Annotated in this window: 15 protein-coding genes; all 15 read left to right on the top strand. The window is 29.5% G+C overall.

Annotation, left to right across the window (positions count from 1 at the left end):
- Positions 1-112: 112 nt before the first annotated feature.
- The 15 genes from GBO31_RS04760 (at position 113) to GBO31_RS04690 (ending at position 15,783) form a co-directional block, all read left to right on the top strand.
- A complete protein-coding gene (locus GBO31_RS04760) occupies positions 113-679 on the top strand; it encodes a Crp/Fnr family transcriptional regulator (RefSeq protein ID WP_219007177.1) in 567 nt (188 codons plus the stop codon).
- Between the two features lie 64 nt (positions 680-743).
- A complete protein-coding gene (locus GBO31_RS04755; protein ID WP_219007176.1) occupies positions 744-1,196 on the top strand; it encodes a DoxX family protein in 453 nt (150 codons plus the stop codon).
- A gap of 165 nt (positions 1,197-1,361) precedes the next feature.
- Positions 1,362-2,414: a hypothetical protein gene (locus GBO31_RS04750; RefSeq protein ID WP_219007175.1), complete on the top strand. Its 1,053-nt coding sequence runs from the start codon at positions 1,362-1,364 to the stop codon at positions 2,412-2,414.
- Between the two features lie 52 nt (positions 2,415-2,466).
- Positions 2,467-3,606 (top strand): OmpA family protein, encoded by a 1,140-nt coding sequence (locus tag GBO31_RS04745; RefSeq protein WP_219007174.1) that lies wholly within the window; start codon positions 2,467-2,469, stop codon positions 3,604-3,606.
- Positions 3,607-3,773: 167 nt separating this feature from the next.
- Positions 3,774-4,304: a hypothetical protein gene (locus GBO31_RS04740; protein WP_219007173.1), complete on the top strand. Its 531-nt coding sequence runs from the start codon at positions 3,774-3,776 to the stop codon at positions 4,302-4,304.
- A 44-nt stretch (positions 4,305-4,348) separates the two neighbouring features.
- Positions 4,349-4,978 carry a hypothetical protein gene (locus GBO31_RS04735; protein ID WP_219007172.1) on the top strand — a complete coding sequence of 210 codons (630 nt, stop codon included), beginning with the start codon at positions 4,349-4,351 and terminating at the stop codon, positions 4,976-4,978.
- Between the two features lie 1,017 nt (positions 4,979-5,995).
- A complete protein-coding gene (locus GBO31_RS04730) occupies positions 5,996-7,555 on the top strand; it encodes a PQQ-binding-like beta-propeller repeat protein (RefSeq protein ID WP_219007171.1) in 1,560 nt (519 codons plus the stop codon).
- An 85-nt stretch (positions 7,556-7,640) separates the two neighbouring features.
- On the top strand, positions 7,641-8,258 hold the full coding sequence (locus tag GBO31_RS04725; protein WP_246615767.1) for a hypothetical protein: 618 nt from the start codon (positions 7,641-7,643) through the stop codon (positions 8,256-8,258).
- A gap of 297 nt (positions 8,259-8,555) precedes the next feature.
- On the top strand, positions 8,556-9,902 hold the full coding sequence (locus GBO31_RS04720) for a DUF4198 domain-containing protein (protein WP_219007170.1): 1,347 nt from the start codon (positions 8,556-8,558) through the stop codon (positions 9,900-9,902).
- On the top strand, positions 9,902-10,582 hold the full coding sequence (locus GBO31_RS04715) for a HupE/UreJ family protein (protein ID WP_219007169.1): 681 nt from the start codon (positions 9,902-9,904) through the stop codon (positions 10,580-10,582). The genes GBO31_RS04720 and GBO31_RS04715 overlap by 1 nt, the downstream gene beginning before the upstream one ends.
- 184 nt (positions 10,583-10,766) lie before the next feature.
- Positions 10,767-11,660, top strand: coding sequence for a sugar phosphate isomerase/epimerase family protein (locus GBO31_RS04710; RefSeq protein WP_219007168.1), 894 nt, complete (start codon positions 10,767-10,769; stop codon positions 11,658-11,660).
- Between the two features lie 14 nt (positions 11,661-11,674).
- A complete protein-coding gene (bla, locus tag GBO31_RS04705; protein ID WP_219007167.1) occupies positions 11,675-12,577 on the top strand; it encodes a class A beta-lactamase, subclass A2 in 903 nt (300 codons plus the stop codon).
- Between the two features lie 98 nt (positions 12,578-12,675).
- A complete protein-coding gene (locus GBO31_RS04700; protein ID WP_219007166.1) occupies positions 12,676-13,335 on the top strand; it encodes a hypothetical protein in 660 nt (219 codons plus the stop codon).
- 209 nt (positions 13,336-13,544) lie between these two features.
- Entirely contained in the window at positions 13,545-14,246 is a 702-nt protein-coding gene (locus tag GBO31_RS04695; RefSeq protein WP_219007165.1) for a DUF6090 family protein, read from the top strand.
- A 46-nt stretch (positions 14,247-14,292) separates the two neighbouring features.
- Positions 14,293-15,783, top strand: coding sequence for a serine hydrolase domain-containing protein (locus GBO31_RS04690; protein ID WP_219007164.1), 1,491 nt, complete (start codon positions 14,293-14,295; stop codon positions 15,781-15,783).
- Position 15,784: the final 1 nt, after the last annotated feature.

Below are 15,784 nucleotides of genomic sequence, written 5' to 3'. Positions count from 1 at the left end.
TTCTAATTCCTAATTTTAAAAAGGTATTAATAGATTAGTTTATAATGTCTTGATAGAATGTTTCTGTTATAAATCAATAATTATCCTCCAGAAAATAACAAACATTGTTCATATGAATGAAATCAGAAATTTTATTGAAAAGATATCTCCGATGAATGATTCTGATTGGCAGTTTTTCTCTTCGAAATTGCAACAAGTAGAACTCAAAAAACATTCAGTTCTTCTTAAAATTGGAGAGATTGAGAACCATTTAGCTTTTATAACAAAAGGAATAGTTCGGTTTTATATTCCAGATGAAGAAGCGGATTTAACTTTTGGTTTTCTATTCGAAAATGAATTTGTTACTGGCTATGATTCATTTTTAACACAAACCCCTTCTGAATACCAAATTGAAACGTTAACAGATACCATTTTATGGAAAATTTCTTATGAAGACTTAGAAAAAGTTTACAAGAAAACTAGCAGTGGAAATATTATTGGGAGAAAAATGGCTGAAAACATGTTTCTCATAAAATCAAAAAGAGAACTCTCCTTATTGAGTAAAACAGCAGAGGAAAGATATTTAGACTTATTCTCAGAAAGACCAAAACTATTAAGACAAATCCCTTTAAAATATATTGCCTCTTATATTGGTGTTACTCCACAAGCTTTAAGTAGAATACGCAAGCGAATTACTTAACTTGGGTTCATTGTCTACTCTAAAATCATTTACAAACTTTGTAAATGAATTAAAAAAAGTCAATATGAAACCATTAGGAGTACTTTTATCAAGCTTTATCATTGCAGTTTTAGTTACAAAAATTGTCTACAAGGAATATGATTTTGCCTTAGCAGCAAGAATCGCAATGTCAATAATGTTAAGCTTTACGGCAATTGGACATTTTATATTTACTCAAGGAATGTCAATGATGATACCCAAATTTATACCGTTCAAAGAAAGTTTTGTCTACCTAACAGGAGTATTTGAAATCCTAATGGCAATAGGGCTAGTGATTCCAAGATTTACCTATATTTCTGGGTGGACGCTAATTATTTTTCTTCTGCTGATGCTACCAGCGAATATTTATGGAGCAATCAATCATATTAATTATCAAAAAGGAACATTTGATGGAAATGGACTTTCATATTTGTGGTTCAGAATTCCTTTACAAATTCTTTTTATTATTTGGACTTATATTTGTACAATCAGAATGTAATCTCATTGGAAATTCAATAAACAATAACCTATTTAATTAATTCCAACTAGATTTACCCACTAGAAATCACTTTTGTCTTTATTGTAAAAATTATACAAAACAAGATGTCGACTGATACTAAAATGAGCCAATTACTATGTACTCAAGAAATATCATTTAAAGAAAATGAAACCAATTTTTTACTTACTGTTAATTATACTTGTATCCAGCTATGGTAATGGACAAAGCCTAAATACAAATACACCCTTAGTTACTAAGAAAGAAAGAAGTCATACGGATCAACAGCTTGAATCGTTCTTAGACAGTATTGGAAATTTATCTCCTACTCTATTCTCTGAAAAGGTAACATCAGTAGCTGATTCTACATTTAAAAATCGAGTACAGATGAACAAAATAATTTCTCCAATAGACTTAACCACATTAAAACAGCTAGTTCAAGAAGAAGAAGATTTCAAAACAATTGACATTATAACTGCCAAAAGAATTTTTGGTAAAATTAAAGTCGATAATGATTACGTGTCGGATGGAAAAATTCCTATTGCGTTTTATTCGTTTGACAAAAAAGAAAGCAACTTTGATGAATATGCAATCTGTTTAGGGAATCCCTATCTGACTCGGAGTTCTCTTTTATATTTCATCAAAAAAAACAAAATAATTTCAAAACACGATATTTATCATCGTTACGGACTTGAACTTAAACACTTTATAGACAACGATGGTAAAACGATTATCTATTACAAGGAAAACTTCGGCTCGGGAACAGGAATATGGCAGTTTAATTATTACTTCTACAAGTTTTATGAAGACAAACTGATTCCTGTATTAAATGAACTTGAGAATGGTAATCTAAACGGTTGGGGAAGCAAACGCAGTTATTGGTTAAAAACTTATGTAACAAACACAAAACCTCTGACTCTGAAGATGGTATATCATCAAGAATTATATGCCCCTAATGCAAGTACTTCAAAAATTGTAAATGATTCGACATTCGTTCAGTACAATTGGAATGAGAATACGTTTAAATTTATTGGAGACTATAAAAAGAGTAAAATCAATAAATATCAAACGCTAACGTACTACCTTTCAGATAATGAATTACTATTTATCAACACCTACTACTCAACACTAAAAGAAGGTTTAAAAGATAAAAAAAACCGAAACATAATATTGAACTATTTGAACGATGTAAAAATTGATTATCAAGATAGTTACAAATAACGCAAGTCTCTAAAGAATAGCATAGTAAGTATTCTTTAGAAAATCAAACCATATGAAGACGGTAGTTTTCAATAATAAAAACTTTGTGAATTATATCAAAGTATTACTCATATTGACATCAACTAATGTTTTATGTCAAAATTTAATTCTGAATCCAAGTTTCGAACAGACTGATACTTGCATTCATCATATTGGAGAGTTCGGAAACAAAATTTCCCATTGGTCAATACCTACATCTGGAACCACTGATTTTTTTAATTCGTGCTCAGATGGCAAAACAGGAGTTCCTCAAAACTTTCAAGGTTTTCAAGAAGCGAAATTTGGAAAAAACTATATTGGTTTTGGTCTACAAAGAGCACGATCTCACGAATATATCCAAGGTAGACTTGCTGAAAAACTAATCAAAGGAAAGAAATACAAAATGTCTTTTTATATAAATCTCGCAGACGAATCCAACTATGCCGTTAATCGTTTTGATTTTTTGCTTACAGATCAAGAAATAAAGAGTAGTTGTTTAGAAGTGCTCTCTGAAAAATTCATAAATAAAATCGGAGTTAAAAACTATTCTTTTCATAAGATACAATCAGAAAAATTTTATGACAACAAAATAGTATGGCAACAAATTTCAACAGAATTTATAGCCTCAGGAAATGAAGAATTTTTAATCATTGGAGATTTCTCCAAACACTTTGAAGCAGATAAACTAAAAGTCTCTAAAAAGAAAATGAAAATACGAAAACAAATTCTTTCCTACTACTACTTAGATATGTTAAGTCTTGAAGCTATAAATGAGAATAATAGTAGAATATCGCAAACAGAAAAAAAAGAATCTCCAATTGAAATTAATAAAGATTATATTTTCAAAAAAGTAATCTTTGATTTCAATGATTTCAAATTAAATCAGCATGCAAAATTAGAAATCTCAACTGTGTATGATTTTTTAACTAAAAACAACGATTTACAGATTATTATTTCTGGACATACAGACAATATTGGAAACGAGACTGCTAACAAAAAACTTTCTGAAAAAAGAGCTCAAAGTGTTTCTGACTATCTAATTGAATTAGGATTGAATGAAGAAAGAATACGCTCCATTGGATTTGGAAGTTCAAAACCAATAGATACCAATGAAACTGAAGAAGCAAGAAGTAAAAACAGAAGAGTTGAATTTAAAATAAACAAAGCTAAATAACAACCACAAAACGTATTGACTATTAATGTTGTACTATTAAAGTAATTAATTGAAGATTTACTACCTTAGTATTACATCGAAAGTAACTGTCTGAAACTATATATCTAATACCTATTTAAAAAAAGGTTTGATAAAAAAAGTAAGATCAAAACTGAAAAGAAATAAACATGAACACTCATACAAACAAAATACAACGAAATGAAAGTCGAAAAATGACCGGAGTTGCTTCTCAAAAAATGAGTAGTAATAAATCAACTTTTCAGTTTAAAGACAATCGTGTAGAGGCCATCGCACAGCTAAAAATGCAAAAAATGGCAGATAATAGTCCACAAGTAAAACTAGGTACTACTCAATTCATGAAAAAGAAAGGAACAACTCTCGATGGAGCCTATCAGAGAGTAGATTCTTTTGGGAATAATTGGAGTACTCTTGACCGCACTGCATATATAAATAAACACGGTCTAAAACAACAATCTAGTACTTTCACAGGAGATAAGTATATACAAAACCTGAAAGATGGGTCAATTATTCTAACGGATACGACTGGCCAGTACTGGCGCCATGAACATGCTTCTGTTGTAGGACAATATTATGATAAAGATCATCTAGTCAATACTGATAACTCTAAAACTCACTTTTGGATCTCTTCTAAACAGAAAAAGAAAATACAAGATACTGTTCAACTCAAAAAATCTTGATTAAATTATAAACATACTCCAATAGTGAAAACAAAAGTTAATTAATGAAACAAGCAATATTAGATCGGATAAAGCAACTTGGAGGAAATGTGGAAAATGTAAAAGGAACATCCTTATTAGATGATATACTTTCAATTACTTTCGATACAGTTCTTTATCAAAAACCAACCGACACGCCTTGGTCCAAAGCAGAAGATGAAGAACCTATTTATGGAATCGGTGAGTTTATCGATGAAAATATGACCATGTTTGAAACCGATAAAAATGCTTTTTATAACATGATTCTTAATAAGTATTTTTGTAATACAGATGAAGGTTATGGGCAGACATTTTGGGTAGGAAAACCATTTACACCTTTTAAAGAAGGAAGCCCTGATTTTGAAGAATGGAACGTTGATTTTATGGATGAGGAAATGACTAATTTAGAAGAAATCACAAAAATTACGAATGATCCTAAACCCGATTTTATCCATTTGTTCTATGATTRTGGCTATCCAGACAATATTTACATATCGCTTTCTGATCCCAATCCAGAAAATCCTACACTTTTCGGAACAGATCACGAAGTGTTTTTCTACGAGATTTCCAACGAAGGAAGTTTAGAAGACTACTTGAACACTTTCATGACCAAAGATGAGTTAGTAGAAATCATTAAACATAGACTTGAAAAGTAGAAAACTGAACTGAATAAGTGAACTTTTATAAAATAATTTTGCCAATCTTACTATAACAAAATCATAATGAAAACGTTTCTTAAAGTTTGAGTAGCATTAATATTTAATAACGTTTTGAGAAAAAATATAATTATAGCAATCCTTATTATTATTTTTAGAGTTGCTGATTTATTTTCCACACATTTTGCACTGCTTGGCCAAACAAATCTTGAAAACGAATTCAATCTTATTGTTCAAATATTTAATATAAATAGTAAGCTTTTCTTTTATTGTTTTGAAATGATAGTAGCGATTATATTAGTTCTACTATTTTTATTTTCTTCAAGAAATAGCCAAATTTTTAATGTTAAAGCAACTAATTTTTTTCAGTATAGTCAAAAGCTTCTTCAAAAAAAGAATAAAARGCTATCCTATAAAAATTTACTGGTTATTATTGGGAAAGTAATACCTTCATTTATAATCATAACTAGCATCATATATATAACAAATAACATGTTGATATATATGGGTAATATATCAAAATATTACTATAACCTCTATTATAAAATTGATAATATAGTCCCATTTACATTTATTATCTTCGGACTTCCTCCCCTACTATTCTTAAGTATTATGATGCTCATACTGAACAAAAACTATAAAGAGAATAACACGCTATACAAGATTTTGTAAAATTTATTGGGACTTAAAATAAAAAGCTCATTTCCTCAACCAAAAGTATAGTTCACTCAATTTGACTTTCACATATTACTGCTTCAAATTAAGTTTGGAAGAACTAAAAGATCAACTAATGAATAACAAACTAATATTTCTTCTAATAACTTCTATTGAAATTCAATGTAGTACAAATTAAAATATAGAACTTAATCCCTACTCTTTCAATAGTAATGTCAGATTCTACTATTTAACTATCAAAGAGAGATTCAAGCTTAACATCTCAAAAACTAGTATACCAATTTCCAATTCAAACTCGAATTATATAAAAACAACCGACATATTAAAACTCATAACACAACTATGAAAAAAAATATTTCTACCCTCGTTCTATTCAAAATAGTAATTTCTTTCGCACAAAATACTCCAACTACAGTAGAAGTTACTACTTCTAAAATGGGTGTTAATAAAATTCATAATTCTGATATCATAGGAACGGCGTATGAATTTCCTGAAAGAATTGAAAATTTTTACTTAGACACAATTACCAGTACTATCACCGTACAAACTCGTGGTGTAAGCAAGAATGGTAAAAGACTCAATAATATTGGCCAATTAATGAAATACGATATTTACAACAATAACTTGCTATGGTCTAAAAAGTTTTCTTATAACCGAAGTACTTTGAAACAAAAAAATCAAACCTTATTGATTTCGAAGCAAAATAAAACAATCAAGATTGATCCCGATAATGGTAAAGAAACATTAAAAACAAAGAATTATATATATTCTTTAATTGATCAGAAAAATCTAGCTCTTGGCTATAGAATAAAAGCTTCTGGAGTTAGTAAAGATGAACTAAGAGCTATAGATTTAAAAAATGGGGATTTAAAATGGCAACGAAAAATACCTAATGAATTTGGTTGGAATGAAATCATTCATCTAAATGATTCTACCATAATAATTTCTTCAAATGGACTTCACAAAATAAACCTCAGAACTGGAAAGGGTTGGGATTATAACACAGTAACAGGAAAAAAAGACTATACTGCTCCTGTTATTGCAAATACTATTGCTGGTATAGCTGCTATATTTACTGGTACTTTTGTAGCCTCCAGTGGACCTAATCTTGTTAAAAATTTAGTATCAAATATGTTAATCGAAGATTCTGATTTCTATCTTTCTTCAGAAGAGCAAGTAGCTAAAATTAACGGGGAAACAGGAGAAATCATTTGGAAAAGTTCTTTTGATAAAAATACTTCTAGTAGATCTCACATTTTTATTGAAAATGAAACTTTATTCCTATTAAATTTTGGACTTGCTAATACAGGAACACGTGCTCTACGTTTTGGAAAACCTTTCCTTGCTGCCTATAACAAATCAACAGGAAAAAAACTTTATCAAAAGACATTTACATTAGAAGGTAAAAAAAGCATAATTACGGATTATAAAATTATTGAGGGTAACTTAATATTATTAAGTGATAGTAAACTTTTTCTAGTTGATAAAAACACAGGAAGCATCACGAAAAGTATTAAATTCAATTCTGATCAAAATGGTATGTTGAAGTTTTTCGAAGAAGATAAAATTCTAATCTTAAAGGATTTGAATGAAAAAATTAGTTTTGAGAATACAGATAAAACAAGATCATATCTTTTAAGCTCTAAAAGATACGTACTATCAATTAATAATATAGATCTGACAAAAGGAACACGTTTAGATATTAATCAGATATTAATAGATAATGGATATTATGAAGATAAAAGGCTTTTATCTAGAGGAGCTAAAACCTATTTAATTGATAAGAATAACAGTATTACTTCGGAGTTGAATATGTCATCAAAATCATTCATAATTGATAATTTTATTATTGAAGTAAATGACAATAAGGTTCAAATAATCGATTTAAAGAAATCATTATAATACCACACTATCTCTAAATAAGATACTTGTAATTTAATAATCAACCTAGCCAAAATTCAAAAACAAAGTAACATTTGGCCATATCTTGACACATATAGTAGAACGCTATTATGTTCAATTAAATGGTAATCTACATATGAAAATAAAACCAAAAGCATCACCGGATGAAATGAGTTCACCTTTTTTTAAGAAAAATGAGAAATTCTGTTCCGATTTTGAAAGTTATATATCAACCAAAAATGGAAAAGTAAAAGGTAATTATAATGCTTGGTCTTATTTGGTTTTTGGAAAAATATATTCGCCAAAAAACTGGATTTTAAAATATAAAAAATCAACATTTACCTCAACTGGAAACTTACTAATTTCATCGAAAAAACAATGTTTATTAGTTCTCGCAGAATGGGAAACTGAAAGGCTCGTAACACCTAATTATGAGTTTATAATCAGAAAAAAGACAGGAATAGATTTCATAAAAAAAATCATTAATAAATCTATATGGGATTTCGACTTATCTGACAAATATATCATTGAAGTAAAAAATCAAAAACCGAAACTGATTTCAAAATTGACTGAAATATTAAAAACCCTGTTCCTTAACGGAGAAATTTATAAAATTAGTCATCTAAATAACAGACTCAAAATCGAAATGAGAACTGAAGAACATCATTTTGAAATATTTGAAAAATTGATAAGCGAAATATGAAAAAGAAACAAAAATCATAATTTTATTTGTTGAATTTTGAATTCCTCGAATGGTGTACTCTCGATGGTGAAATGGAATCATAAACTGTTCAAAAAAAGTAGAGTATTTAAAATGATTTGTTAGGGTTGTGTTAAACTTTAAATCCTTCCATATAAAACCAGGGATCTACAAAAAATGATACAAACAAAATATCTATATTTGGTTTAGTAGCTATTAAACACTGCACTTATATTCTACTTTATGCTTCTTGCATTCTCATTTTAAGTGCATTAACTAACAAACCTCCTTCAGTTAAGTATGAAACAAAAGATAAAAGTACTTACCAAGAAAATCAATAATCAATTTTGTAACCCCATTTTACTTGTATCAGCTTTCATTCTATTATGTAGTCATAATTTATATATAAAATTTGACGGCTATTTCTTACAGCCAAATCAACAGGCGACCTTAAGTCTCTACAATGGAACTTTTGAAAAAAGTGAAAATATTATCACTAGAGATCGCATACAGGATGCATCAATTATCGCAAAAGGAAAAAGAGTCGCAATTAAAGCTGATCAATGGAAAGATCAAGACAGTACTATAACAAAGTTGACATTCGACACGGGAGAACCAGGGACATACGTAGCTGGTGTTTCAACCAAAGCGAGAAATATTGAACTCACTGCTGATAAATTTAATAACTATCTAAAGCATGATGGTGTTTTAGATATGTTAGAATACCGCACGAACAATAATTTGTTAGATCAAAATGCAGTTGAAAGTTATCAAAAACATGTAAAAGCTATCTATCAAGTAGGTGATATTAAAACTGAGGATTGGAAAACGATATTAGGCTACCCTATTGAATTTGTTCCACAAGCAAATCCTTACGAAAAATATAGCGGTGATAAGATAGCAATAAAGTTGTTGTTAGATGGTAAACCTCTTTCCAATCAACTTGTTTATGCCGATTATATTAAAAATGCGCATAATCATCAAAAGAGTCATAGTCATGGACCTCATGAAAAGGAACACTCCCATGAACTTAAAAATGACCGTATGGATCATAGCCATAGCAATAGCCATACTCATAAATCAAAACCCGAAGAAAAGCATACTCATACTAAAAAAGAACATAGTCATGAGCACGATGAAAAAAAACATTCTCACAGCCATAATGAGGATACAAAAAGGCATAGTCATAGTCACAAATCAAAGACAGGTAAATCGCCTACACATACCGAAAAGGAACATAATCATGAAGGTGATGAAAAAAAACACACTCACAAGCATGAAAATGATGGTAAGAAACATGGTCATATACATACATCAAATACAGAAACAGAAAAAGAGCAAGTTCACACACACGCTAGTGGCCAACAATTAAAAACAAACGATCAAGGAATCGTTCTCGTGGATCTACCTGAAGATGGTATCTACTATTTACGAACCATCCACATGGTAAATATTACGGATAGTGATGAATTAACCCATAAATCTAAATGGGCTACACTCACATTCGAGGTGAGTCACAAACATGATGAGAGTACTCATATGCATGATGATCATAATCATGAAGAAGAAGTACCTACTTGGATGTTTATACTTGGTAGTATTTTAATCATAGGTCTGTTATTTTTAATTTTTAGAAAAAGAGCCTAATGAAGTTTCTAAATTCAAAACAAACGATATCACTTCTATTGTTTTGCGTTCCCGTTTTGGCATTCGCCCATGATGTTACGAATGCAGATCAAGAACTTCTTCGTAACGGTGGTTTGTGGGCTTATATTCAAGTWGGAGCAACACATATGCTAACAGGCTATGATCACTTGCTTTTTCTTGCTGGAGTTATATTTTATCTACAAAACTTTAAAGATATCCTCAAATTTATCACTGTATTTACAATAGGACATTGTATAACCCTAATTGGTGCTACCTATTTAGGAATCACAGCAAATGAACATCTTGTAGATGCAATTATAGCTTTAAGCGTTTTATATAAAGGCTTTGAAAATTTAAGTGGTTTTGAAAAATTAAAGCTAAAATCTCCTAATTTACTACTTATGGTAGGTTTATTTGGATTGATTCACGGTTTTGGGCTTTCCACGCGATTGCAATCCTTTGATATCGGACAAGAACAATTTCTGGCAAAAATATTGTGTTTTAACCTAGGTGTGGAAGCGGGACAAGTATTGGCATTAATACCAATTGTTTTTATAATAACGCTCTCAAGGAAACATAAGCAGTTTCCTGCATTTTATAAGGCAGTAAATTGGTATTTAGTATTAGCAGGAATAGGTTTATTTGTTTATCAAATATATGGTTACTTTAATGCTCACTGATATTAATTTCAATAGATATTTTAGGCACGTAAAAAATACTAAAACTCTATCGAACAAATTGACAGGTCATAAGTGGATATCAGCGTCAACTTAAAATGTAACATAAAACTCACTAATACAACTACTCAAGGCAATTACGTTCAGATAGCTATCAGTAATTCCTAATAAAAAACGAAACAAGAATATGAATCGAAGAAATTTTATAACAACCAGTGCGATTGGAAGCTTATCCTTGATGACAAATTCTTGTTTTAACCTGGATAGTTCCTTTCACTATAAATTAGGATATCAATTGTTTTCCATTAGAGATAGAATGGCAATAGCTCCAATAGATACGCTAAAAGAATTGAAATCTGTTGGATATGAAGATTTTGAAATCTATGGGTATGATCCTGATAAAAATAAAATTTATGGGTTTAGTCCACAAGAATTTAAAATGATATTAAATGATTTAGATCTAACGGTCTCAAGTGGACATTATGGTTTTTCAGATTACTTTAATAAACCGGATGCCGTACTGGAAAAGTTTGTTGACAAATGCATTATAGCAGCAAAAGAATTAAATAGTAAATACATTACTTGGCCATGGTTAGATCCATCTCTACGAACAATAGAAAATTTTAAAATATTAGCATCGAAACTGAACAGAATTGGTGAACAGGTGAATAAATCTGGACTTGGTTTTGCTTATCATAATCACGGTTATGAATTTGAAAAACATAACGGAACTAGTGGATATCAGATTATACTAAATGAAACGGATCCTGAACTTGTAAAACTTCAATTAGATATGTATTGGGTGATGCACTCCTCAGATTTAAAACCGAAGGAAATTGTAGAGAAGCAAAAAGGCAGAATCGTAATGTGGCATATAAAGGATATGGATAAACAAACCCGAGATTATACTGAATTAGGGAATGGTTCGATTAATTATATAGAAGAATTACCTGACCCAAAGAAGTCAGGACTTGATTATTTTTATATAGAACAAGGTGGTAATTTTGCAGTTGATTCAATGAAAAGTGCTATCGACAGTGCAAATTATTTTAAAAAACATCTAAGAAGTAAATTATCATAATAATAAACAAAACCATGCACAGAAAAATATTAACCTTATTCTTGTTCTTTTTAATAGTTTTCTCAAAAGGATATGCACAAGAAATTGAAAAATTACGACAGAAAATTGAGAGTATTTTAGACACCAAAAAAGCTGTTGTAGGAATAGCAATTGACGGTATTAATGCAAAGGATTCTTTAAGTGTAAATGGTCAAAAGCATTATCCAATGCAAAGTGTATTCAAGTTTCCTATTGCGCTCACAATTTTATCGGAGGTAGATAAAGGGAATCTTTCTCTAAATCAGAAAATTGATATTAAAAAAAGTGAATTATTACCTGGATTATGGAGTCCAATACGAAAAAAGTATCCTAACGGTGTAGTATTAACAATCGCCGAAATCATAGAATACACTGTTGCCTTAAGTGACAATGTTGGTTGTGATGTTTTACTGAGACTTTTAGGAAAACCAGAGGTTGTAGAAGATTATTTTGCGAGTCTAGGTTTTAAGGATTTTGCTGTTAAAATAAATGAAGAAACCATGCAAAACGATTGGGACCAACAATTTCTAAATTGGACAACACCCAAGGAAGCTAATAAAATACTAGCAACATTTTACGAAAACAAAAATAGTTTACTTTCCAAAGAAAGTTATGATTTTATATGGAAGGTAATGGAAGGCACCAAAACTGGTAAAAAAAGACTTAGAGGGCAATTACCTAAAAATACAAAAGTTGCTCACAAAACTGGCTGGTCAGGTAAACATAAAAAAACCGGCATAACGGCAGCTGCAAATGACATCGGAATTGTTTTCTTACCCAATGGAGCATATTATACCATAAGTGTTTTTGTATCCGAATCATCTGAAGATTCAGAAACAAACGAGAAAATAATATCCGATATATCTAAAGCCGCCTGGGACTACTTTATTGATAAGTAGTTATAAAGATGGAAATAATGACCAAATTGTAGCCTCCTAACAAGTTTTTCATAATACTCTTGTAACAAATTTCATTTTAAGAATACCTATAAATAGAAATGTATTCCATTGAATACATGCAATTTGTTAGTCTGTTTAAAATGTTAGGAGGAGGAGGAAGTATTCAAGGAATGATTACAAGCTTAAGTAACAATAAAAAGTTACTTAGGTCTAAAAAACTATTCAAAAAAGAACGCACTTTCCTTAATATTAAAAAAGATTCCTTAAAAACTTCCAAAGGAAAATTAAATGTAAAAAAAGCTTCAAAAGAAGAATTAGAGCAAATAAGAAAAAAGATAAAAAAGCAAAAACGAAAAGAAAACGCAATACTTATTTGTATAGCTGTCGTTATAACAAGTTTTATGACTTATTTCACCTTTAATCTTATTCAAGAAAACACTATTGATAAAGAGTATATACAAACTTTAAAATTCAAGGAAAAAGAAAAGGATTTCTTAATACTCATAGGTAAGGGAGATGAATGGTTCGAAAAAGGGAAATGGAGTAATTCTATCTTTTATTATAAACAAGCGAAAGAAATTTTCGCAAAAAACTATGATATCAATTATAGGCTTGTTAGATCATATAGTTTTCTATGCGAAAATGAATTCAAAAATTGCCATGATACTAAAGAGTTACTAGAGAACCTCTTTGTTTTGTTTCCAGAAAAAGAAACAGAATTGCTAAAAATTAAAGATAAATTAACATATGAATATTAAAATGTTATTCGCTAAAACATTCTATAAGATGATGAAGTATTTTGGTTACATTGAAAGATCATTTATGATGGAACAACACTCTATATATTAAATTTAGTATTTTACAAAAGATAAAAAGAACCTATAAACTTTGACAAATTACCAACTTGAAAATTTATAGTTTTTAGGTCTACCGAAGTTTATACCACATTTATGACAATTCATAACAGATGATAAAATTCTTTAGAAAGATTCGACAAAATTTACTTTCAGAAGGGAAATTCAAAAAGTATACAAAATATGCCATTGGAGAGATTTTGCTAGTAGTAATTGGAATATTGATTGCTGTTCAGATAAATAATTGGAATGGCAGGTATCAAGATGAAAAAAAAGAAATATTAAATCTTACTAGACTTACAACCAATTTAGGTTACGATAAAAGACTTTATGAATCCATTATCAAAGAGGACAGTATACTTATTACAAAACTAAATGAAGTTGAAAAAGATGTATCTGGTTTTATTAATACTGTAAAGAACCCCATTGAGGATCTCAATTTTTTAATAATAGGATATAAATTTACTTCCAATAGAACAACTATCGACAATCTAGTATCATCAGGCCAAATAGGATTATTGAGAAGCAATTACCTCGTTGAAGATATTTTTCTTTATTATCGAACTGCAGAATATATGGCAAAGGGAATCGATGAATCTATACATAAATATAACAAAGATGATTTTAGTAATTTAATTTTTGAATTCAATACAAATGCTCCACTAAATCCTAATTACATCAATAAATTTGAAAATTCAGTTCGCTATAAAGTATACTTAATCGAAAAGCAAATTGCTTGGTATCGCGAACAAAAGGACTTTGCTGAAAAACTTATCACAAAAATTAATAACGAAATACGATATATAAAAGGATAAAAACCAAACTGAATCAAAATCAATCAAAATCAATCAAAAATACAGTATGCACAAATTTTTAGTAATCTCTAGTATTTCTATCTTACTATTTAGTTGTAAAACAAACTCGAATAACCTTTCTGAACAGGTTTTAGATCCCATTGAATACTCGATGAGTAATAGCGCAAAATTAATTTTAGAAAATCCCGAGATTAATTCTATTTCAATTGGAATTTATAAAAATGGAGAAACCTATACGAACTATTATGGAGAAATAGATAAAGGCAAAAATAATAAGGCAAATGATAATTCAATTTTTGAAATAGCATCTGTAACCAAAACATTTACTGCATATATAACCGCACAAGCTGTCTTAGAAGGAAAATTAAATTTAGATGATGATATCAGAATATACTTGGATGGTTCTTATAACAACTTAAAATTTGATGATCGCCCAATTCTCATTAAAGATATATTGACTCATACTACAGGAATTCAACGAGAACATTTTTCTAAAACTTTGGCTAAAATGTTTTCAATTGATATCACAGAAAATGAAAGAAAAACAATTTCTGGGTATAGCAAAAAAGACTTTATTAAAGACTTAGCAACATATGAATTGAAAATTAAGCCTGGAAAAAAATATGATTATTCTGGTTTTGTAGCACCTGAAATATTAGGAATGATCCTTGAAAATATTTATGAAAAATCATATGCTCAACTTTTAAAAGAACAGATCCTAGATGAAGCACAAATGAGTCGTACTTCTATGCAAATAAGCGATCATGACCAAAAACATCTTCTAAATGGATATACAAATAATAATCAATTAGTAAAACCATTACAAACGCCATTAACTGGTGCTGGTGGAGGTTTAAAATCAACAGTACCTGACATGCTAAGGTATATTAAATTTCTACTAGAAAATAGTGATCCCATTCTTAAAGAAATGAGAAAGCCTTTATTTTATGATGAGGAAGAAGAGGATCAATACGGATATTTTTGGATGGTTCAAGGAGAAGACTTATTAATGCATAATGGTGGAACAGGCGGAAATGTTAACTGGTTGATTTTATTGCCTAAAATTAATAGTGGATTTACGGTTTCATTTAACTACAATGGTGATAATGCAAATGACTTAATAAATACAATAGCTTCTCTACTAATTAATGATCTTATCAGTCATCCTAAAAAAAATGCCTATTACCTAATAAGAAATAACATCAATAAAAAACCTGAAAATTGGGTAAAAAAGTACCAAGAATTGAAAGAAAACAATGGTTCAGCATATAATTTTGAAGATTTCTCTCTGCTAAATGACTTGGGTTATGAATTACTGGAGAAAAACGAAATTGAAAAAGCAATAGAAGTTTTTCAATTGTTGATTTTGGAATTTCCAAACTCCGCAGATGCTTTTGACAGCCTTGGTGAAGGTTATCTTACAAATAACCAATACGAATTATCCTTGATAAACTATAAAAAATCCTTAGAATTGAATCCCCAAAATGACAATGCTCAAAGGATGATTCAAAAGATTCAAGAAATAAATAAAAGATAAT

This window comes from Aquimarina litoralis, from assembly GCF_019295435.1.
Classification (GTDB): domain Bacteria; phylum Bacteroidota; class Bacteroidia; order Flavobacteriales; family Flavobacteriaceae; genus Aquimarina; species Aquimarina litoralis_A.
The sequence above is the reverse complement of the archived record's forward strand: the minus strand, read 5'-3'. Positions and strand labels throughout refer to the sequence as shown.